This is a genomic window from Pseudomonas sp. DR208, assembly GCF_019823005.1.
Classification (GTDB): domain Bacteria; phylum Pseudomonadota; class Gammaproteobacteria; order Pseudomonadales; family Pseudomonadaceae; genus Aquipseudomonas; species Aquipseudomonas extremorientalis.
Map to the genome: position 1 here is coordinate 4,703,071 of NZ_CP081944.1, position 18,612 is coordinate 4,721,682.

At 61.3% G+C, this 18,612-nt stretch carries 20 protein-coding genes, 1 pseudogene and 1 riboswitch; of the genes and pseudogenes, 4 read left to right on the top strand and 17 right to left on the bottom strand.

Translation table 11 applies throughout. The annotated features are described in order from the left end of the window. Nucleotides 1-9: 9 nt before the first annotated feature. Together rmuC and K5K89_RS21080 are read right to left on the bottom strand one after the other, a co-directional pair. Nucleotides 10-1,374 (bottom strand): DNA recombination protein RmuC, encoded by a 1,365-nt coding sequence (gene rmuC, locus K5K89_RS21075; RefSeq protein ID WP_222541741.1) that lies wholly within the window; start codon nt 1,372-1,374, stop codon nt 10-12. 175 nt (nt 1,375-1,549) lie between these two features. Then, nucleotides 1,550-1,873: a hypothetical protein gene (locus tag K5K89_RS21080; RefSeq protein ID WP_025855837.1), complete on the bottom strand. Its 324-nt coding sequence runs from the start codon at nt 1,871-1,873 to the stop codon at nt 1,550-1,552. A gap of 457 nt (nt 1,874-2,330) precedes the next feature. Here K5K89_RS21080 and K5K89_RS21085 point away from each other — a divergent pair, with 457 nt between their 5' ends. From K5K89_RS21085 to K5K89_RS21100, 4 genes are all read left to right on the top strand, one after another. Then, on the top strand, nt 2,331-2,636 hold the full coding sequence (locus K5K89_RS21085) for a hypothetical protein (RefSeq protein WP_222540195.1): 306 nt from the start codon (nt 2,331-2,333) through the stop codon (nt 2,634-2,636). 444 nt (nt 2,637-3,080) lie between these two features. After that, nucleotides 3,081-3,305, top strand: a complete 225-nt coding sequence (locus tag K5K89_RS21090; protein ID WP_005790139.1) for a hypothetical protein — start codon at nt 3,081-3,083, stop codon at nt 3,303-3,305. Between the two features lie 280 nt (nt 3,306-3,585). Then, nucleotides 3,586-4,068: a hypothetical protein gene (locus K5K89_RS21095; RefSeq protein WP_092242982.1), complete on the top strand. Its 483-nt coding sequence runs from the start codon at nt 3,586-3,588 to the stop codon at nt 4,066-4,068. 146 nt (nt 4,069-4,214) lie between these two features. Beyond that, nucleotides 4,215-5,504 (top strand): OmpP1/FadL family transporter, encoded by a 1,290-nt coding sequence (locus K5K89_RS21100; protein WP_092242979.1) that lies wholly within the window; start codon nt 4,215-4,217, stop codon nt 5,502-5,504. Nucleotides 5,505-5,569: 65 nt separating this feature from the next. Here the strand turns inward: K5K89_RS21100 and K5K89_RS21105 are convergent, their stop codons facing one another. From K5K89_RS21105 to K5K89_RS21175, 15 genes and pseudogenes are all read right to left on the bottom strand, one after another. Next, nucleotides 5,570-6,121 (bottom strand): glutathione peroxidase, encoded by a 552-nt coding sequence (locus K5K89_RS21105; protein WP_058424941.1) that lies wholly within the window; start codon nt 6,119-6,121, stop codon nt 5,570-5,572. A 150-nt stretch (nt 6,122-6,271) separates the two neighbouring features. Continuing rightward, nucleotides 6,272-7,471, bottom strand: a complete 1,200-nt coding sequence (locus tag K5K89_RS21110) for an MFS transporter (protein WP_170856058.1) — start codon at nt 7,469-7,471, stop codon at nt 6,272-6,274. 63 nt (nt 7,472-7,534) lie between these two features. After that, the gene (locus tag K5K89_RS21115; RefSeq protein ID WP_071491308.1) at nt 7,535-7,939 is read right to left on the bottom strand and encodes a MarR family winged helix-turn-helix transcriptional regulator; all 405 of its coding nucleotides are present in this window, start codon (nt 7,937-7,939) and stop codon (nt 7,535-7,537) included. A 42-nt stretch (nt 7,940-7,981) separates the two neighbouring features. Continuing rightward, nucleotides 7,982-8,710: an adenosylcobinamide-GDP ribazoletransferase gene (locus K5K89_RS21120; RefSeq protein WP_071491309.1), complete on the bottom strand. Its 729-nt coding sequence runs from the start codon at nt 8,708-8,710 to the stop codon at nt 7,982-7,984. 2 nt (nt 8,711-8,712) lie between these two features. Next, complete coding sequence (gene cobC / locus K5K89_RS21125; protein ID WP_092242967.1) at nt 8,713-9,288, bottom strand: alpha-ribazole phosphatase family protein; 576 nt, start codon at nt 9,286-9,288, stop codon at nt 8,713-8,715. Continuing rightward, nucleotides 9,285-10,340 (bottom strand): nicotinate-nucleotide--dimethylbenzimidazole phosphoribosyltransferase, encoded by a 1,056-nt coding sequence (gene cobT / locus K5K89_RS21130; RefSeq protein WP_222540196.1) that lies wholly within the window; start codon nt 10,338-10,340, stop codon nt 9,285-9,287. Before cobT ends, cobC begins: the two co-directional genes overlap by 4 nt. Then, the gene (cobU, locus tag K5K89_RS21135) at nt 10,337-10,858 is read right to left on the bottom strand and encodes a bifunctional adenosylcobinamide kinase/adenosylcobinamide-phosphate guanylyltransferase (protein WP_222540197.1); all 522 of its coding nucleotides are present in this window, start codon (nt 10,856-10,858) and stop codon (nt 10,337-10,339) included. Before cobU ends, cobT begins: the two co-directional genes overlap by 4 nt. Beyond that, nucleotides 10,854-12,312 (bottom strand): annotated as a pseudogene (locus tag K5K89_RS21140) (cobyric acid synthase); the annotation flags it as partial. The gene cobU and the pseudogene K5K89_RS21140, both read right to left, overlap by 5 nt. After that, nucleotides 12,309-13,298: a threonine-phosphate decarboxylase CobD gene (cobD, locus tag K5K89_RS21145; protein WP_222540199.1), complete on the bottom strand. Its 990-nt coding sequence runs from the start codon at nt 13,296-13,298 to the stop codon at nt 12,309-12,311. The pseudogene K5K89_RS21140 and the gene cobD, both read right to left, overlap by 4 nt. Further along, nucleotides 13,291-14,199, bottom strand: a complete 909-nt coding sequence (cbiB, locus tag K5K89_RS21150; RefSeq protein WP_071491315.1) for an adenosylcobinamide-phosphate synthase CbiB — start codon at nt 14,197-14,199, stop codon at nt 13,291-13,293. Before cbiB ends, cobD begins: the two co-directional genes overlap by 8 nt. Further along, a complete protein-coding gene (gene bluB, locus K5K89_RS21155) occupies nt 14,196-14,846 on the bottom strand; it encodes a 5,6-dimethylbenzimidazole synthase (RefSeq protein WP_071491316.1) in 651 nt (216 codons plus the stop codon). Before bluB ends, cbiB begins: the two co-directional genes overlap by 4 nt. After that, nucleotides 14,843-16,150: a cobyrinate a,c-diamide synthase gene (locus tag K5K89_RS21160; RefSeq protein ID WP_071491317.1), complete on the bottom strand. Its 1,308-nt coding sequence runs from the start codon at nt 16,148-16,150 to the stop codon at nt 14,843-14,845. Before K5K89_RS21160 ends, bluB begins: the two co-directional genes overlap by 4 nt. Next, nucleotides 16,147-16,758 (bottom strand): cob(I)yrinic acid a,c-diamide adenosyltransferase, encoded by a 612-nt coding sequence (cobO, locus tag K5K89_RS21165; protein WP_010208674.1) that lies wholly within the window; start codon nt 16,756-16,758, stop codon nt 16,147-16,149. The genes K5K89_RS21160 and cobO overlap by 4 nt, the downstream gene beginning before the upstream one ends. Before the next feature lie 78 nt (nt 16,759-16,836). Beyond that, a riboswitch (cobalamin riboswitch) is annotated at nt 16,837-17,084 on the bottom strand. Between the two features lie 165 nt (nt 17,085-17,249). Continuing rightward, nucleotides 17,250-17,789, bottom strand: a complete 540-nt coding sequence (locus tag K5K89_RS21170; RefSeq protein ID WP_071491318.1) for a C40 family peptidase — start codon at nt 17,787-17,789, stop codon at nt 17,250-17,252. Between the two features lie 144 nt (nt 17,790-17,933). Next, nucleotides 17,934-18,563, bottom strand: coding sequence for a C40 family peptidase (locus tag K5K89_RS21175; protein ID WP_058424953.1), 630 nt, complete (start codon nt 18,561-18,563; stop codon nt 17,934-17,936). Between the last annotated feature and the right edge of the window lie 49 nt (nt 18,564-18,612).

Consider the following 18,612-nt stretch of genomic DNA (forward strand, 5'->3'; position numbering starts at 1 on the left):
CGCCTACCGTTACTCGGGCAGATGGGCCACGCCATCTGAGTCGGTCATCGCCCGTTCCAGCAAATCAGCAGGAAGACTCTTGCTGGCCCGCGCACCGAGCAACCTCAATTGCTCAGTCCGGCTGACCAGATTTCCGCGCCCATCTGTCAGCTTGTTACGCGCAGCGCTGTAAGCCTTATCCAACTGCTGCAAACGGTTACCCACTTCATCCAGGTCCTGGATAAACAATACGAACTTGTCGTACAGCCAACCGGCGCGCTCGGCGATTTCCCGGGCATTCTGGCTCTGACGTTCCTGCTTCCACAGGCTGTCGATCACGCGCAGGGTGGCCAGCAACGTGGTCGGGCTGACGATCACGATATGGCGGTCGAAGGCTTCCTGGAACAGGTTCGGCTCGGCCTGCAACGCAGCGGAAAACGCTGCTTCAATAGGTACGAACAGCAACACGAAATCCAGGCTGTGCAGGCCCTCCAGGCGCTTGTAATCCTTGCTCGCCAGCCCCTTGACGTGATTACGCAGCGACAGTACGTGCTGTTTCAGGGCCGCCTGGCCGATGACCTCATCATCCGCCGCCACGTATTGTTGATACGCGGTGAGGCTGACCTTGGAATCCACCACCACCTGCTTGTCACCAGGCAACATGATCAGCACGTCCGGCTGGAAGCGCTCGCCATCCGGGCCCTTGAGGCTGACCTGGGTCTGGTACTCACGGCCTTTTTCCAGGCCCGCGTGCTCCAATACCCGTTCGAGGATCAGTTCACCCCAGTTGCCTTGGGTTTTCTGGCCCTTCAACGCACGGGTCAGGTTGGTGGCTTCATCCGACAGACGCAGGTTCAGTTGCTGTAGGCGCTCCAGCTCTTTAGCCAGGGAAAAACGCTCGCGCGCCTCGTTCTGATAGCTTTCTTCCACGCGCTTTTCGAAAGACTGAATGCGCTCCTTCAGCGGGTCGAGCAATTGGCCCAGGCGCTCCTGGCTGGTTTCGGCAAAGCGCTGTTCGCGCTCATCGAAGATCTTGCCGGCCAGCTCGGCAAACTGCGCGCGCAGCTCATCCCGCGAGCCTTGCAGGTCGGTCAGGCGTTGTTGATGGCTGTCCTGTTGTTCGCGCAATTCGGCGCGCAAGGCAGCTGAAAGAGCGTCGAGGCGGCGCAGCTCAGTCTCCTTGGCGCTGCGGTCGAGGCTCCAGGCGTGGGCGGCGTCGCGGGCATTGTCGCGGTCGATCTGCAGCAGCTCGACTTCGCGGCGTAAGGCAGCCAGGTCGGCCTGCTTGGCGGCGTTGGCCTGGCTCAGATCGCTGATCTCGTCGCGGCTGGCATCCAACTGCGCGGCGAGGCCCTCCTGGGCCAGTTGTGCGGTGGCCAGGCGCTCTTCGAGCAGTTCCCAGCCGGTCATGCGTGCGGTCAGACGCCGCTGAAGCTGCCAGCACACCGCCAATAAAGGCACGGCAGCGCCTGCGAGGCCCAGGGCGATACTGGTCCAGTCAAAAACCATAGACATGTCTGCCATCACCGAAAAAAAGCAAGGTTAGCGGAGCCCAGGGCCTGAGGACAGCTCAGTCTTCGACCTGGCCCAGTTCACGCTGGGCGCGACGGTCGCCGGCACGGGCCGCCAGGCGCAACAGGTCGTGGCCGATGCGGCGGTCGCGGGCATTCCCACATTCACGGCACATCAGTTGGCCCAGGCGACTTTGGGCAGCGACCACGCCTTCACGGGCGGGCTGCTTGAGCAAGCGCCCGGCGAAGTGTTTGACGTTGGTGTTATGACCCAGGCGCGGACTGTCGAGCAGCCACAAGGCAACTTTCAAGGAGAAGCGCTTGGGGGCGGTAACAGTTTGAGGGGTATCGGTAACAGAAGGTGATACTGAGCGAAACTTCATAAAGCACTGTGGGACAGATCAGAAGGCGCGCCACTCTACTCTTTTTTTCGTACAGGTAAAGCTGAAAAAACTCTGCACGCCCGTTCTAGAGCAAGCGCTTGGGACAATCCACAGAAGCTGTGGATAACTCAGTGGACAACCCCCCTTTAACTCGCGCAAAGCCCCATGGAATGGGGGCCGCAGTCAAACTGACGATTTTTTCACCAATAAAAAAAAGCCAGATTTTTCATTGACTTAAATTTCCATTGCAGGCAAATGGCAGCCCCTCAGAGCAGTTGACAGCATGGTTACACACCCCGCAACTAATGTGCACAAGTACCCATCCGACGGTTATATCACCGGCGTTTTTTGAAGCAACTTGCTGCAAAGATGTTACCGCCAAGGCCAACCAGGGACTTTTCAAATCTTGCCGGGCTCGCCACACTCCCCGACCTACAGCGCAACGGTGGAGGGGTCGATGAAGGGAATTCTGTTGTTCGCGGTGCTGCTCCTGGCCATCTGTGCCATTTCCTTGGGAATCAATGCGGCGCTGCCCTCTCCGGACGGGGCACTGTTCGCCATCGCCATTTTGCTGTCGGCGGCGTTCACGGCCGTGAGCTTGTGCATTGAGCTCGGCGAAGGCCGGATCAACGATATGGGTGACGTGATGAAGGTGGTCGAGACCGGCCAATCCCTGCGCTTGACCCTTGCCGCCTACGGGCTGGGTTGCTCGCTGGCAGCGGCAGCCACGGTACTGGTTTATCGGGGCCTGCCGGGCGGCTGATTGAAGTTTTTTCGCTAACACACTTCCCTTACCCGTTTCAATCCGTTACTATCCGCGGCGTTAGTACCAAGCTGAAAGTCAATTCTGGTCGAACAACTCCCTTGTACAACACGGGATCGACCACCTCGATGGTTTCCAGGTATCACTTGCGACGACACTGCCTTTGAACAAGCAAAGGGTGCCGCGAAGTTTCCATACTCTGACCGAACCAACCTGCAAATTGATCAGGATCTTCACCCTGGGCCCAGAACCTTTGCCCCTGTTGTGTCGCCTGCCCTCCTAAGTACCTACCTGCCAGCCCAAGCGCGCCTAACTTAATAGCGCTTCAAACTGGCTGCTTTGTTCCAGTCGGGTTCTTCGTTCGATCAATGGTGATCAACGTCACTGGAACGTTTTAATACGGCACAGTTCTTATCTGTGTCATTTGTAGGAACACCAATAATTATGAACGCTCAAATCCATACTCAGGATGCCATTCGCACCCTCACCAACGCTTTTGCTCCAATGAACTGCCTGATCATGGCCGCTCGCAAAGGCTGCTTCAGCTTCACCCTGGTCAACGAACACGGCATCGCTCGTCACAGCGAACGCCTGTACCCCGATCAATACTCCAGCGCAGAACCGCTGCAGGCCGTGATCGAGCGTACCCGTCAGGCACTGACTGCCTGATCGACCTGAGTCGCTGAAACACAAAAACCCTGTTTAAAAAGCAGGGTTTTTTATTGCCCGGAATTTGCCCATCGAGCTTTTGCACTAAGTTCAAATAGATATAAACGTTATAACTAAATGAATAAGATGTTTTAAAAACAGGCCTTTACATCGCAAATATGACACTACACTTCAACTCAAGCGGCATGATCCGCTTCCGGCGAGCCTGAGATCCGATCCACTGCTGCCAAGCCCCCACCTTCTCAGGCCTCGTCGACCACTTTCACGGATTGAGGCTTGTATGGGTATCGCTGCCAGCGAATTATGTCGTTATGTGATCAGGCCGACGTTGATGTACCTCGGCCGACATAACCCGACGGCCGAGTCCCTGCTGCTGGGCATTGCCGCCAGCCAGTCGGAACTCGGTTCCGCCTTGCACGACCGGCGTGGACACGGCCTGTACAGCATCACCGAACCGCGCCACCGCGCGTTGTGGGACGACTACCTGGCGCTGGACCCCGAGCGCGCCAGCCTGGTACGCGGCCTCGCCAGCCAGCACGCGTTCCTCAGCGCACCGCAACTTGAGCTGACGGTCAACCTGCGTTATGCCACGGCCATCGCCTGGCTTTTGGTGGAACAACACACCCCTGCACTGCCCCCGCCCGGTGATGTGCTGGGCATGGCACGTATCTGGAAAGAAATTTTTCATCCACAAGGAAGGCTGCGCGATTTCACTCAAGCCTGGCAAACCTGTGTTTCACCCATGAATCAGGTGGTTTGCTGACCGGGCAATTTGCAAGATTCGCCAAAAAACCTGAAATTTGGTCGGATTGTCCTACAAAACCGCTCTATCTCCTGCATTACAGCCTATAGCGCGATGTTAAATTTATTGTTACTTTCCGCAGCGGTGATCACCACGGAGTTCTAATAATGAAAAAAGTAATGCTCAAGACCACACTTAGCCTCGCCGTTGCAATGGCCTCTTCCCACGTGTTCGCAAGTGGCTTCGCCCTTAACGAACAAGACGTCGCGGGAATGGGAACGGGTTTCGCAGGCCGCTCCTCTTCTGCCGAAAATGCAAGTACCGTTTATGGTAACCCTGCCGGTATGGCTCGCCTTGAAGGCCAGCAAGTCACTGGCGGTGTTGCAGCGATTGATGCCTCAAGCAACATCAAGGATGTCAGCGGCCGCTCCTCAGGCACGAACAAAGGCGATATGGTGCCTTTCACTGCCGTTCCTTTCGGTTTCTACACCAATAAACTCAATGAACAATGGGCTGTCGGTTTCGGCGTCTATGCTCCGTTTGGCCTCGTGACAGACTACGAAAATGGCTTCCAAGGCAAAGCTTTTGGCAGCAAAAGCGAAGTGACGGTCATCACCTTCCAGCCTACGGTGAGCTACGCCTTCAACGATCGGGTTTCCATTGGTTTTGGCCCGACCATCAACCGTATCGCTGGTACGCTCGAGTCCGATATCAACCTGCCAATCAATGGTACCGGCTCCAACAACATCAAGATCAAGGGAGATGACACCGCCGTCGGCTTCAATGCCGGCCTGCTGGTTCAAGCCACTGATACAACTCGCGTGGGCCTGACCTACCACTCGAAAGTGAAGTACAAGCTCGAAGGCCATACTGAAGTGACCAAAGGCACCAACGTTCCGGCTTTCGCGCTGAACAATGGTCGCTACGACGCGTCGCTGAAGATCGACACGCCTGAATCCTGGGACTTCTCGGTTACTCAAGATATGAGCGACGCGTGGAAACTCTACGCAGGCGCTACTTGGACCCGTTGGAGCCGTTTGAAAGACATTACCGTCAACAACGAAGGTGTATCGGCCGCAGCCGGTAGCGGTGCTTTGGCTCCGCAAATTGTCGGTACCATCAAAGAAGACCAGAACTGGCACGACACTTGGGCCTATGCCTTGGGTACCTCGTATCGCGTCACCAAGCAAGTGGTGCTGCGTACCGGCCTGACCTTCGACCAGTCGCCGACCAACAACAAAGACCGTTCGCCGCGCATCCCAACCGGTGACCGGACTATCTTCAGTCTCGGCCTTGGTTACGATGTAATGCCGAATATGACCGTTGATCTGGCTTACTCCTACCTCAAGGAAGAACCAGTCAAGGTCGCTCGCGCCAACGCATTGGGCCAGTCCTACAATGCTAAGTACGAGAACAGCGCCAACGGTTTTGGCCTGGGCGTAACGTACAAGTTCTGATCTGACACCGCATTAAAAAGCCCCGCTCTCCTGCAAAGGAAGCGGGGCTTTTTAATGGCTGGCCCTCAAGGTTTGGAGGCGATCGCCTGTTCCACCGCCTTGATCAGATCCGGATTGTCCGGCTTGGTCAAACTGGAGAAATTGGCAATCACCTTGCCCTGCCGATCCACCACGTACTTGTAGAAATTCCACTTCGGCGGCGTGTCGGTCTGCTGCGCCAGCACCTTGAACAGGTGCACCGCATCCGGTCCCTTGACCTTCTGTGGCTCGGTCATGGTGAAGGTCACGCCGTAATTCACGTAGCAGACCTTGGCAGTCTCTTCGCCAGTCTTGGCTTCCTGCTTGAAGTCATCGGACGGCACGCCGATCACTTCCAGCCCTTGGCCCTTGTAGCGTTGGTACAACGCCTCAAGGCCTTTGAACTGCGGGGCGAACCCGCAGAAGCTGGCAGTGTTGACGATAACCAGCGGCTTGCCGGCAAAACGCTGGCACAGGTCGATGGATTCCTTGGCGCGCAGCTTGGGCAACTGGCCCTCCAGCAGCGGCGGGCAACTGGCGGCCAGGGCAGCACTGCCAATGGCCATCAGGACGGGTACAGCGAGCCAACGCATCTGCATGTCGTGTGTCCTTAAAAGTATTCAGACCACGAACTTAACAGATCGCCATACCCAGTTGCATCAACGCCAGCCCGCCATGCTGCCAGCCCCACCAGGCCAGCAGCACCAGGAGCAGCCCCGCGACGAGGGTCAGACCGCGTAACGCTACACTCATGCCGCCTCCATCTGCGCCTGCAAGCGCGCCACCGGCCGCTCACGCACCGGCCAGTTCAAGGCGGCGGCGAGCAGGCTCAACAGAATCGCCACCTGCCAGATCAAATCGTAGTTGCCGGTTCGATCATAGACCACCCCACCCAACCAGCCACCCAGGAACGAACCCAACTGGTGGAACAGGAATACGATCCCACCCAGCATGGAAAGGTTTCGCACACCAAACAGCGTTGCCACGGTGCCGTTGGTCAACGGTACCGTGGATAGCCACAGGAAGCCCATCGCCATACCAAACAGGTAGGCCGTGATCTCGGTGACCGGCGCCCACAGAAACAGCACGATCACCACTGCACGCAACAGGTACAACCCGGTGAGCAAGCGCGGTTTGGACATGCGCCCGCCGAGCCAGCCGGCGGTGTAGGTCCCGAAGATATTGAACAGGCCAATCAGGGCCAGCACCGTGGTGCCAACCGTGGCCGGCAAGTGCTGGTCTACGAGGTAAGCCGGCAGGTGCACGCCGATAAACACTACTTGAAAACCGCAGACAAAAAAGCCGAACGCCAGCAGCCAGAAGCCGGAATGGGAGCAGGCTTCCTTCAAGGCTTCACGCAGGGTCTGCTGGCCGGCCAGCGCTGGTAGAGGCCGGTCCTTGAGCATGGCGACCAGCGGCAGGATCAGCGCCACCATCAAGCCCAGTGCGAGCAATGCCGCCGACCAGCCCAGCCAACTGATCAAACCCAGCGTGCCCGGTACCATCGCAAACTGGCCGAACGAACCGGCCGCACTGGCGATCCCCATCGCCATGCTGCGTTTTTCCGGCGCCACCGCGCGGCCGACCACACCCAGAATCACTGAGAACGAGGTGCCGGACAGGCCGATACCAATCAACAAGCCCGCACTGAGGGACAACGACCACGCCGAATCGGACATGCCCATCAACACCAGGCCAACGGCGTACAGAACACCGCCGACAAATACCGCTTTGGTGGCACCAAAACGGTCGGCCAGGGCGCCGGTGAACGGCTGCGCCAGACCCCAGATCAGGTTCTGCAGGGCGATGGCGAAGGCGAAGGTCTCGCGGCCCCAGCCAAACTCGCTGCTCATCGGCGCCAGGAACAGGCCGAAACCGTGGCGCACGCCCAACGACAACGCCAGGATCAGCGCACTCCCCACAAGAATCCAGCCACTGGTGCGCCACATCGAGGTCATTTCTTATTCTCCGCTCGCGGGTATATACCCGCTTGTATTCGAACAAACTCCCATTCAGGCGAGTTCGTCCAGCAAGGCCAACAAGGTTTCGCGTTTTTCCGCGCCGAGTTGATCGATCAATTTCTGCTGCGCCGCTTCCCAGGCGGGTAATGCGGCGGCGAGTCGCGCCTCACCCTCCCGGGTCAAGATCACCAGGCGATTGCGCAGGTCGTCGCCTTCCACCAGTTGCACCAGGCCCTCGCCTTCCAGCACCCGCAGGTTGCGGCCCAAGGTGCTGCGATCCAGGCCCATGGCGTCCGCCAGGCTGGAAATGCTCGGCTGGTCGAGTCGTTGCAGGTTGCACAGCAAAGAATACTGGGCGACGTTGATCCCGAAGCCGTCGAGAGCGCCGTCGTAATGCCTGCTGACGCCACGGGCGGCACGTCGCAGGTTGGTACATAAACATTGGGAGGCAAGCATGGAACGTGTATATACCCGCGATTAAGGAAATGCAAGAAAGTGTTACAGCGCCAGGCCGACCAACACCACGACTTCCAGCAGCTCCAGCAAGGCCCCTGCGGTGTCACCGGTGGTGCCGCCCAAGCGATTGACCATCAGTTGGCGCAGCCCCAGAAAGCAGATCGCCGCGAGCAATACCGCAACCCCGCCGCTGAAGCCGCCAATCAGGATGCAGGCAAGACCACTGAGGATCAGTACCTGTTGACCGACAATCCTCGGTAAATGATCCGACAGAGCCTGGCCCAGTCCCCCTGCACGCACATAGCGCGTGGTGAGAAACAGCGCCAGCATCGATGCGCGGCCGATCAGCGGCGCCAGGATCAGCGCGGCGCCATTGTGTTGCTCGATCAAAGCCACCAGCGCAGTGAACTTGAGCAACAGCACCAACCCCAGCGTCACCACGGCAATCGGCCCGCTGCGCGGGTCCTTCATGATCGTGAGCGTGCGCTCGCGGTCACCGAAGCCGCCCAGCCAGGCATCGGCGCTGTCCGCCAGGCCATCCAGGTGCAAGCCGCCGCTGAGCAATACCCAGGCAGTCAGTAACAGTGCGGCATGCAGCAGCAATGGCGCGCCCATCAATACGCTGTTCAGCGCCCACAACAGCACGCCGAACAACAGGCCTACCACCGGATAAAACAGCAGCGAACGCCCCAGTTCCTGAGGCTGCGGCATGCCCGGCAGGCGAATCGGCAGACTGCTGAGAAATTGCAGGGCGATCCAGAATGGCAGCACGTCTACTCCCCTTCCTTCAGAGTTCCGTCAGCCGCAACCTGCAGACTGAACAGCCCACCATGACCGACCTCGACGTTCAACAACTGCTCCCGGGGCAAGCCACGCGCCTGCGCCAGTAACAGGCGCATCACGCCGCCGTGACTGATCAACAACACTCGTTCACCGGCATATGCCTGATGCAAACGTGAGACAGCCCCCAGAACCCGTTCGGAAAAGGCGCTGACCGGCTCCCCGTCCGGCGGTGTAAAGCTATAAGGATCGGCCCAGAACAGCCCCAGCCCTCCGGCGTCGGTCTCCATCAAGGTCGCCGCACTCTGCCCTTCCCACGCACCGAAGTGCAGCTCTTGCAGGTCCTTCTCCAGCGTCACCGGCAGCTTGAGCCGGGCGCCCAATTCTTCGGCAAATCGCGCACAGCGTTGCAGCGGCGAACTGATCAGGCGGTCCCACGGCCCCCGCGCCACCACGGCCTCGCGCATCTGCACCCAGCCATTGGCGGTGAGTGCATCGTCCAGGCTGCCGCGCAGGCCGCCACCCAGCTCGGTTTCGCCGTGGCGCAGCAGGTCGAGGTGCAAGATCATGCCGGGCGGTCCGCCACGGCGGCTTCGGCGAAGGTCGCCATTTGCCCGTGCAATGCACAGGCAAGGCGCAACAACGGCACTGCCAGCGCCGCACCACTGCCTTCGCCCAGGCGCAGGCCCAGTTCCAGCAACGGCTGCGCGTCGAGGTGTTGCAGCACATGACGATGGCCAGGCTCGGCGCCACGATGGCCGAACACCAGCCACTCGCGGCATGCCGGGTTCAGGCGCGTGGCGACCAGTGCCGCGACGGTGCAGATGAACCCATCCACCAACAACACGATGCCTTCCTGGGCACACGCCAGGTATGCACCGACCAGCGCGGCGATCTCGAAGCCGCCGAGATTGAACAGGGTCTGCAAGACATCGCCGCGTTGGGCGGCATGCACCGCCAGTGCGCGCTCGATCACGGCCACCTTGTGGCTCACGCCCTGGGCATTCAAGCCGGTGCCCGGCCCCGTCAGGTCACTGACCTGGCAATCGAGCAAGGCACACGCCAGGGCACTGGCGGCGGTGGTGTTGCCGATGCCCATCTCACCGCCGATAAACAGCTGAGCACCGCTAGCCAACGCACGCCGCGCACTGTCGCGACCGGCTTGCAGGGCACGTTGCCCCTGGGCCTCGGTCATGGCCGGGCCGTCGACAAAATTGGCGGTGCCCGCGCCGATGTTCAGGTGACGCACACCGGGCAGGTCCAGGGACGGGTTCACCGTGCCCAGGTCGACCACTTCCAACTGTGCTTCCAGCTGCCGCGCCAAGACGCTGATAGCCGCACCACCGCTGACGAAGTTGTGCAGCATCTGCCCGGTGACCTCCTGGGGAAACGCCGACACACCTTCCGCGACCACGCCATGGTCACCGGCGAAGATGGCGATCCACAGCGCGTCCACCGACGGTTTGACCTGGCCCTGCAAGCCGGCCAATTGCACCGCCAGCGCTTCCAACTGGCCGAGGGAGCCGGCCGGTTTGGTCAGTTGCTGTTGGCGTGCCAGGGCGTGTTCGTAGGCTTGAGTGTCAATCGCCTTACACGGGTTGAGCCACCAGGTGTCAGTCATAACGCAGTACCTTTCAAAGTCAGGGGCAGGCCGGCGACGGTCAGGAGAACACGCTGACATCGCTCGGCCAAGGCTTGATGCAGCCAACCGGCTTCATCCACATAGCGGCGAGTCAATTCGCCCAGCGGCACGACACCCAGACCGGTCTCGTTGCTGACAAAAATGATTTCACCCGGCAGCGCGGCCAGGGTTTCCAGCAGTTGATCGCGCTCGGCGGCCAGACGATGCGAATCCTCAAGCATCAGCAGATTGGTGAGCCACAGGGTCAGGCAATCCACCAGCAGGCAGCGCTCGGTTGCCGCGTTGTCGCGCAGTACCCGCGCCAGTTCAACGGGTTCTTCGATCAGCCCCCAATGGTCGGGGCGACGCTGGCGATGCAGGGCGACACGCGCGCTCATCTCGCCATCCAGCGGTTGGCTGGTGGCGATGTACGTGACGGGCAAGCCACTGTCGCTGGCAAGCTTTTCGGCGAGGCGGCTTTTGCCGGACCGGGCACCACCGAGGATCAGCTGGAGCATGGGGTGACTCCACACAAACTGCGCAACAAATCGGTATCCAGGTGGTTCTCTACCAAGTCTGCCAGGCGCTCGATATCGCGCTCGCGCAGGGCGTGGTAATCCACTTCCTGCACGTCCTGCAAACCGGCCCAGCGCAACAAGGCGCTGCACGCGGCCGGGCTTTCGAACAAGCCATGCAAGTAGGTGCCAAGGATCTGCCCATCGGCACTTTGTGCGCCATCGCTGCGGCCATCATCCAGCAGCACGGCGGCATTCGACAAAGCATCACCGCAGGTCACGCCCGCATGGATCTCATAACCGCTGACCTCGGCATTCTCCAACAACAAACGCCCACGCACGTTGCGCAACTGCTTCTCTTCTTCCAGCGTGGTACTGAATGCCAGCAGCCCCAGGCCATCGCTGGAACCGGCAGGCCCTTCCAGGCCCAACGGGTCGTGCACTTGCTCGCCGAGCATCTGCAAGCCGCCGCAAATGCCGAGCACCTTGCCGCCATAACGCAAGTGACGCGCCACGGCGGCGTCCCAACCGTTGGCACGCAGATAGGCCAGGTCGCTGCGCACACTTTTCGAGCCGGGCAGGATGATCAGGTCGGCGGCCGGGATCGGCTGGCCTGGCCCGATGAATTGCAAATCCACCTGGGGGTGCAAGCGCAGCGGGTCGAAATCCGTATGGTTGCTGATGCGCGGCAACACCGGGACCACCACCTTGAGCACCTGGGCCGCCTTGTCGATCTGGCGTTGGTCGATGCCGTCCTCGGCTTCCAGGTGCAGGTCCATCACGTAAGGCAGAACGCCCACCACCGGTTTGCCGGTGCGTGCTTCCAGCCAGTCCAGGCCGGGTTGCAACAGCGCGATGTCACCGCGAAAACGGTTGATGATGAAGCCTTTGACCCGCGCCTGTTCCGTGGGTGACAGCAGCTCCAGGGTGCCGACCAAGTGGGCGAATACCCCGCCGCGATTGATATCGGCAATCAGCAACACCGGGCAATCCACCGCCTCGGCGAAGCCCATGTTGGCGATGTCGTTGGCGCGCAGGTTGATTTCCGCCGGGGAGCCAGCGCCTTCCACAATGACCACGGGATAGGCCTGGTTCAACCGGGCGTGGGAGGCCAGCACCGCCTGCATCGCAATGGCTTTGTAGTCGTGATAGGCCACGGCGTTCATGGTGGTCACGGCACGGCCGTGGATGATCACTTGGGAGCCGGTGTCGCTGTTGGGTTTGAGCAGCACCGGGTTCATGTCGGTATGAGGCGCCAGGTTGGCGGCCTGGGCCTGCACCGCCTGGGCGCGGCCGATTTCACCACCTTCGGCGGTCACGGCGCTGTTGAGCGCCATGTTCTGCGGCTTGAACGGCGCCACGGCCACACCCTGGCGCACCAGCCAGCGGCACAACGCGGTCACTAACGTACTTTTGCCGGCATCGGAGGTGGTGCCCTGCACCATCAGCGTACTCATGTTGCGTCCTTATAGGCGGCCAGGGCGTCGTCGAGGCGCTGCCAGTCGGCCTCAGTGTCGGGCAGGCCGAAACGCAGGCTGCTGTCGTGGACGAACAGGCGCAGCAGAATGCCGCGCTGGGCCATGAATTCGTGCACACGTTCGGCATGGGGCGTGATCAGCCATTGGAACAAGGCACAGCCGCCCTGAGGTGGAAAGCCGTGGCGCTCCAGCAACGCGAACAAGCGCTGGCCCGCCTCTATGCAACGCGTGCGTTGCCGCGCATGCCCGGCGGTGTCGCGCAGGCACCCTTGGCCCAGCACCCGCGTCGGTCCGCTGACCGCCCAGGGGCCGACCTGCTCGGCGAGCAACTTGAGCAACTTGCGCTCGGCCAACACAAAGCCCAGCCGCACGCCGGCCAGGCCGAAGAACTTGCCGAACGAACGCAGCACGATCAAACCGACCTGATGCGCCTGGCCGGCCAGGCTCAGTTGCGGGGTGACGTCCATGAAGGCTTCATCCACCACCAGCCAGCCGCCGCGCTGGGCCAGCCGCGAGTGCCAATCCAGCAGGCGTTGCGGGCTCAGGCTCAGGCCGGTGGGGTTATTGGGGTTGACCACCACCAGCACGTCGAGGCCATCAAGAAAGAAGTCGACTTCCTGTTCCTGCACTTCGCGCACCACGTAACCGGCACGGCGCCAGGCTTCGGCGTGTTCGGCATAGCACGGCGACAGCACGCCGACCTTGCCGGCGCGACGCAGGCGCGGCAACAACTGGATCGCCGCCTGGGAACCCGGCACCGGCAATAGATGCGCAGCGCCGTAGTATTCGCTGGCGGCCTGCTCCAGGCCGTCGTCGGTTTCCGGCAGGCGCGCCCAGGCACGCAGGGGAATCTCGGGGATCGGCCAGGGCCAGGGCGCGAGCCCGCTGGACAGGTCGAGCCAGTCGGCTTCGGCTATCCCGTACTGAATCGCTGCCTTGCGCAGCCGGCCACCATGCTCAAGCATAGAATTGCGCCCCCGCGCACAGGATCAACAGCCACAACCATACGCCGCGCTGCACCAGTTGCCAGCCCCGATCGATGGAATCGGCATCCGCCGCCGGGCCTTCGCCCAGTTGCGGACGATGGTGCACTTCGCCGTGATAGATCGCGGCACCGCCCAGCTCCACGCCCAGGGCGCCCGCACCAGCGGCCATGACCGGGCCGGCGTTGGGGCTGTCCCAGGTCGGGCCCTGGGTGCGCCAGCATTTGAGCGCCAGCCGGGTCTTGCCCAGCAACGCGTAGGTCAACGCCACCAGGCGTGCGGGAATGTAGTTCAGCACATCGTCGATTTTTGCCGCCGCCCAACCGAAGCGCTCAAAACGCTCGTTGCGATAACCCCACATGGCGTCGAGGGTGTTGCTCAGGCGGTAAAGCACCACGCCCGGCACACCGGCCACCACAAACCAGAAAATCGCAGCGAACACCGCATCGCTGCCGTTCTCCAGCACCGATTCGGTGGCGGCACGGGCGACTTCGGTGCGGTCCAGCTCGCTGGTCTGGCGGCTGACCAGGTAGCTCACGCGTTTGCGCGCCGCCTCCAAGTCATCACTGCGCAGGGCCTGGGCCACCGGGATCACATGCTCGCCAAGGCTGCGCATGCCAAGGGCGCAGTACAACGCCAGGATCTCCAGTACCCAGCCAATGTAAGGCGCCCACGACAAGGCCGTAGCCAGCAGCGTCAGCGGCACCACGGCGATAAACCACGCGGTCACGCCATGGCTGCGCCAGCCACGGCCACCGGTATTGAAACGTTGCTCGATGCGCCCGGCAAAATCGCCGAACGCCACCAGCGGATGCCAGCGCCTGGGTTCGCCCAGCAGCGCATCCAGCGCGACTGCAGCGACACACAGCAAGGCCACACTCATTGACTCACTCCCCACGCATTTTCATACAACATGTCACTCAAGGGCCGAGGCTCGGTCCAGCCTTCGAGCTGCAACATCGGTGCCGGGTAGAACTCGGCTACCGGCCCCAGGCACAACACGGCCAGGGGTTTCGCACCGGGCGGCAAACCCAGCAGATCGGCCAGCGCCTGGGGTTCGAACAACGAGACCCAGCCCATGCCCAGGCCTTCGACCCGCGCCGCCAGCCACAAATTCTGGATAGCACAGGACAATGACGCCATGTCCATTTCCGGCAGGGTGCGACGCCCGAAGATGTGCCGCTCGCGATCATCCATCAACGCCGCTACCAGCACTTCGGCACAGTCGTGAATGCCTTCGACCTTGAGCTTCATGAACTCATCGGAACGCTCGCCCAGGGCTTCGGCGGTGCGTACGCGTTCTTCTTCCACCACCTGTTGAATCTGCCCACGCAACTGGCGATCGCTGATGCGAATAAAGCGCCAGGGCTGCATCAGGCCGACGCTGGGCGCCTGGTGTGCGGCCTGGAGCAAGCGGTGGAGCAGCTCGGGGGCGACAGTGCCGCCGCTGAAGTGGCGCATGTCGCGGCGTTCGGCGATGGCGCGGTAGACGGCGTCGCGGTCGGCCTGGGGAAAAGCGTTGTCGCTCATAGTGCTGGATCGGGCGCGAACAATGCGGCCACCGCCTGGGGATTGGAGGGGAAATAGAAGTGTACGTAGGACGCCGTCATCCGCCCCTGCCGATACACCGCCTCGGCACCGCGCCCGCCATTGGGGCTCAGGCCACGGGCAATCGGTTGCCATTCAGTGGTGGTCAGGGAATGGTGATAGGTATGGCCACGCAGGGTGCCTTCCGGCAATTCGACGCTTTGCAGGGCCAGGGCCGCCAGTTTCTTTTGCATCACCGCGTCGCCCTGCAACAGGCCGAGCAGTTCAGCGCGGATGCCGTCGACATCGGTCAGCGAGTCCAGCAGGTAGAGCATGCCGCCGCATTCGGCAAGCAAGGGTTTGCCGGCCGCGTGGTGAGCGCGAATGGCGTCGAGCATCGGGATGTTTTCCGACAGCGCCTGGTGGTGCAATTCGGGGTAACCACCGGGCAGGTAGAGGCTGTCGGCATCGGGCAATTGGCGATCGTGAATCGGCGAAAAAAACTTCAGCTCAGCGCCCATTGCGCGCAGCAGGTCGAGACTCGCGCCGTAGGTAAAGGCGAAGGCCTCATCGCGGGCCACGGCAATGCGCACGCCCTTGAGCAACGGCTCAGCCTCGATCACTTGGGGCGCAGCGAACGTCACCGGCGGCGGCAAGGCGACTTCGCAACTGCTGCCCAACGCTTGGGCGGCGGCGTCCAGGCGTACATCGAGGTCATTCAGTTCGCTCGCTTGCACCAGGCCGAGGTGGCGACTGGGCAGTTCGATACCGGTCTCGCGTGACAATGCGCCATACCAGCGCAGGCCCTCGGTGAGGCTGCCTTCGAGCAGTTGCGCATGACGCAGGGTGCCGACACGGTTGGCCAATACGCCGGCGAATGGCAGATCCGGCTGATAGCGCGCCAGGCCCAATGCCAACGCGCCGAAGGTCTGCGCCATGGCCGTGCCGTCGATCACCCCCAGCACCGGCACGCCGAAGTGTCGCGCCAGGTCGGCGCTGGAGGGTGTGCCGTCGAACAGGCCCATCACGCCTTCGATCAGGATCAGGTCTGCCTCCCCCGCCGCTTCCCACAGCAAACGACGACTTTCCTGCTCGCCCACCATCCACATATCCAACTGATACACCGGCGCACCGCTGGCGCGTTCGTGGATCATCGGGTCGAGAAAGTCCGGGCCGCATTTGAACACGCGCACCTTGCGCCCCAGGTTGCGGTGCAAACGGGCGAGCGCGGCGGTGACGGTGGTTTTGCCCTGGCCGGACGCCGGAGCGGCGATCAAAACGGCAGGGCAATGACGGGGCTGATTCAAAGTTCGACGCCCTTCTGTGCCTTGATACCGGCCTGGAACGCGTGCTTGAGCATGCCCATTTCGGTGACGGTGTCGCCCATTTCGATCAACTCGGGCTTGGCGCCACGGCCGGTGACGACCACGTGTTGCATCGGTGGACGGGCTTGCAGATCGCTGAGGACCTGGTCCAGGTCGAGGTAGCCGTGCTTGAGCGCGATGTTCAGCTCGTCCAGCACCACCAGGCCGATGGAGGGGTCTTGCAGCAATTCGCGGGAGACCGCCCAGGCGGCCTCGGCGGCGGCGATGTCGCGCTGGCGGTCCTGGGTTTCCCAGGTGAAGCCTTCGCCCATTACATGGAAGCGCACTTGCTCGGGGAAGCGGCGGAAGAACAATTCTTCTCCAGTGCTGTTGCGCCCCTTGATGAACTGCACCACACCGCACTGCATGCCGTGGCCCATGGCACGGGCCAACATGCCGAACGCGGAGCTGCTTTTACCTTTGCCGTTGCCGGTCAGCACCAGCAGCAGACCGCATTCGTTGGGGGAGTTGGCGATGCGCTCGTCGATCACGGCTTTTTTGCGCAGCATGCGCGCCAGGTGGCGTTCGTCGCGGTCGGGGGAATCGGTCATGGCAGCTCTCCGTTGGGGCTGGACAAAAACGGCGGGCAGGAAAAAAGAAAAGCAGACAGCCAAGCATCGCCCACCGTGATGCTGTTGGATGTTGCAGGCCGGTCTCCGGGCTCATGAGTGGCGTGCTGGCTGAAGGCAGGCCAACGCTGCGCCTTCCCATATCGCAGGCGATACAGTGGCAGAAGGCAGCGTCTTGACTCATTTACCGTTGCGGGGGCAGCGCCGGAATCGCGGCGGCACTGTGTAGAAGTGCGCTCACTCACCGGCTTCCCTGTTTCACTCTGTCGACCCGTGGGTCACAGAGCACCTGGAACAAGCGGCGAAGGGTAGTAGGTTGGGGGTGGAGCGTCAATTAAAGCAACTTGAAGTCGACACAAAACAACTGTGGGAGGGGGCTTGCCCCCGATGGCGGTGGATCAGCCCAGTTATCTTTAGCTGACACACCGCTATCGGGGGCAAGCCCCCTCCCACATTTCGATTCGAGTCTGGCGCTAAGGATTGCGTGCCAGGTTGCCCGGCAACACGCGCTTGGCGCTCAAATAGGCATTCTGCCAATAGGCCTTGGACAACGTGTCCAGCTTCACCGTACCGCCGGTTTGTGGCGCATGCACAAAGCGCCCTTCACCCACGTAGATTCCGGCGTGGCTGACCTGGGAACCGCCACCGGTGGCGAAGAACAGCAGGTCGCCGGTCTGCAGGTTCTGCTCGCTGACGTCCTGCGCGCGCATTACGATCAACTCGCGGGTGGTACGCGGCAGGGAAATCCCGGCGGCATCGCGGAAGACAAACCCGATCAGGCCGCTGCAATCAAACCCGGAGTCCGGCGTGTTGCCGCCCCAACGGTAAGGCGTGCCGACCAGGCCCAGCGCGCGGAAGAGTACGTCTTCGGCTGCGGGCGAGAAATTCTGGGTGGAATAGTTGAACACCGGCTTGGGCTTCACCGCTACAGGAGCGGGCGGCGGTGTGCGGCTTGCACAGGCGCTGAGGAGCGCGGCGCAAACAATGAGAATCAGGCGGGCCGAGGTCGACATGTGCAGAACAATCCTGGTCTGGATGCGGCTTTCGCTGCCGAACGCTGAAAACCAGAACGCGCAAGCAAAGCTCGCGCGAACGGATTACAACAATGTCCAGGGATTCTAGCGCTTACACGTCAAACTTCAAGTATCACTTTAAGTTTACTTGCTAGCGGTAACCGTCGTCGGGGCCATGGCGAGTGCGCGCTTGGCTTCGATGAAGGTTTTGCTCCAGTAGCTGTCACCCAGGTTATCGACCCGGACACCGCCACTGCGACGGCTGCTGGAGTGGATAAACTGGTTATCGCCCAGGTAGATACCGGCGTGGCTCACACGACCACGGCCTGCCGTACTGAAGAAAAGCAGATCACCAGGCTTGAGGTTGTTGCGTGCGACCAACGGTGCATTCACGTTGATCATTTCGCGGGTGGAGCGCGGCAGATTCATGCCGGCCTCTTCACGAAACAGGTAGCCGATAAAACCGCTGCAGTCGAAACCGGCTTCAGAGGTACCACCGAAACGGTAACGGGTACCGATCAGGGACATGCCGCGTTCGAGGATGCTGTCGGCCAGGACTGGAAGCTGATAAGGCTTGTTGCCGGCGAAGTCGGCCAGTTCCTTTTCCGTTGCGACTTCTTCCTCATAAACAGAGGCAGATTGTGCAGCAACGAATTTTGCCTGATTTTGAACCTGTGGTTTCTGCTGATCTGCCACCTGCTGAGGGTGGGAGGCGCAACCAAACAACAGGGTAACGAGTGCGAGGGGCACGAGGGGTGCGAAGCGATTTAGCATGGGCACGACCGTGGCTGATATGTAAAGAAGACGAGACTATGCCCTCTAT

Coding starts and splice junctions, on each gene's coding strand:
- bluB (WP_071491316.1), bottom strand. CDS start 14,846: ATGAGCGACAACGCTTTTCCCCAGGCCGACCGCGACGCCGTCTACCGC.
- K5K89_RS21090 (WP_005790139.1), top strand. CDS start 3,081: ATGAACGCTCAAATCCATACTCAGGATGCCATTCGCACCCTCACCAAC.
- K5K89_RS21085 (WP_222540195.1), top strand. CDS start 2,331: ATGAAGGGAATTCTGTTGTTCGCGGTGCTGCTCCTGGCCATCTGTGCC.
- K5K89_RS21115 (WP_071491308.1), bottom strand. CDS start 7,939: ATGCTTGCCTCCCAATGTTTATGTACCAACCTGCGACGTGCCGCCCGT.
- cobO (WP_010208674.1), bottom strand. CDS start 16,758: ATGACCGATTCCCCCGACCGCGACGAACGCCACCTGGCGCGCATGCTG.
- K5K89_RS21080 (WP_025855837.1), bottom strand. CDS start 1,873: ATGAAGTTTCGCTCAGTATCACCTTCTGTTACCGATACCCCTCAAACT.
- K5K89_RS21095 (WP_092242982.1), top strand. CDS start 3,586: ATGGGTATCGCTGCCAGCGAATTATGTCGTTATGTGATCAGGCCGACG.
- cobD (WP_222540199.1), bottom strand. CDS start 13,298: ATGCTTGAGCATGGTGGCCGGCTGCGCAAGGCAGCGATTCAGTACGGG.
- K5K89_RS21110 (WP_170856058.1), bottom strand. CDS start 7,471: ATGTGGCGCACCAGTGGCTGGATTCTTGTGGGGAGTGCGCTGATCCTG.
- K5K89_RS21105 (WP_058424941.1), bottom strand. CDS start 6,121: ATGCAGATGCGTTGGCTCGCTGTACCCGTCCTGATGGCCATTGGCAGT.
- cbiB (WP_071491315.1), bottom strand. CDS start 14,199: ATGAGTGTGGCCTTGCTGTGTGTCGCTGCAGTCGCGCTGGATGCGCTG.
- K5K89_RS21100 (WP_092242979.1), top strand. CDS start 4,215: ATGAAAAAAGTAATGCTCAAGACCACACTTAGCCTCGCCGTTGCAATG.
- cobT (WP_222540196.1), bottom strand. CDS start 10,340: ATGACTGACACCTGGTGGCTCAACCCGTGTAAGGCGATTGACACTCAA.
- K5K89_RS21175 (WP_058424953.1), bottom strand. CDS start 18,563: ATGCTAAATCGCTTCGCACCCCTCGTGCCCCTCGCACTCGTTACCCTG.
- cobC (WP_092242967.1), bottom strand. CDS start 9,288: ATGATCTTGCACCTCGACCTGCTGCGCCACGGCGAAACCGAGCTGGGT.
- K5K89_RS21170 (WP_071491318.1), bottom strand. CDS start 17,789: ATGTCGACCTCGGCCCGCCTGATTCTCATTGTTTGCGCCGCGCTCCTC.
- cobU (WP_222540197.1), bottom strand. CDS start 10,858: ATGCTCCAGCTGATCCTCGGTGGTGCCCGGTCCGGCAAAAGCCGCCTC.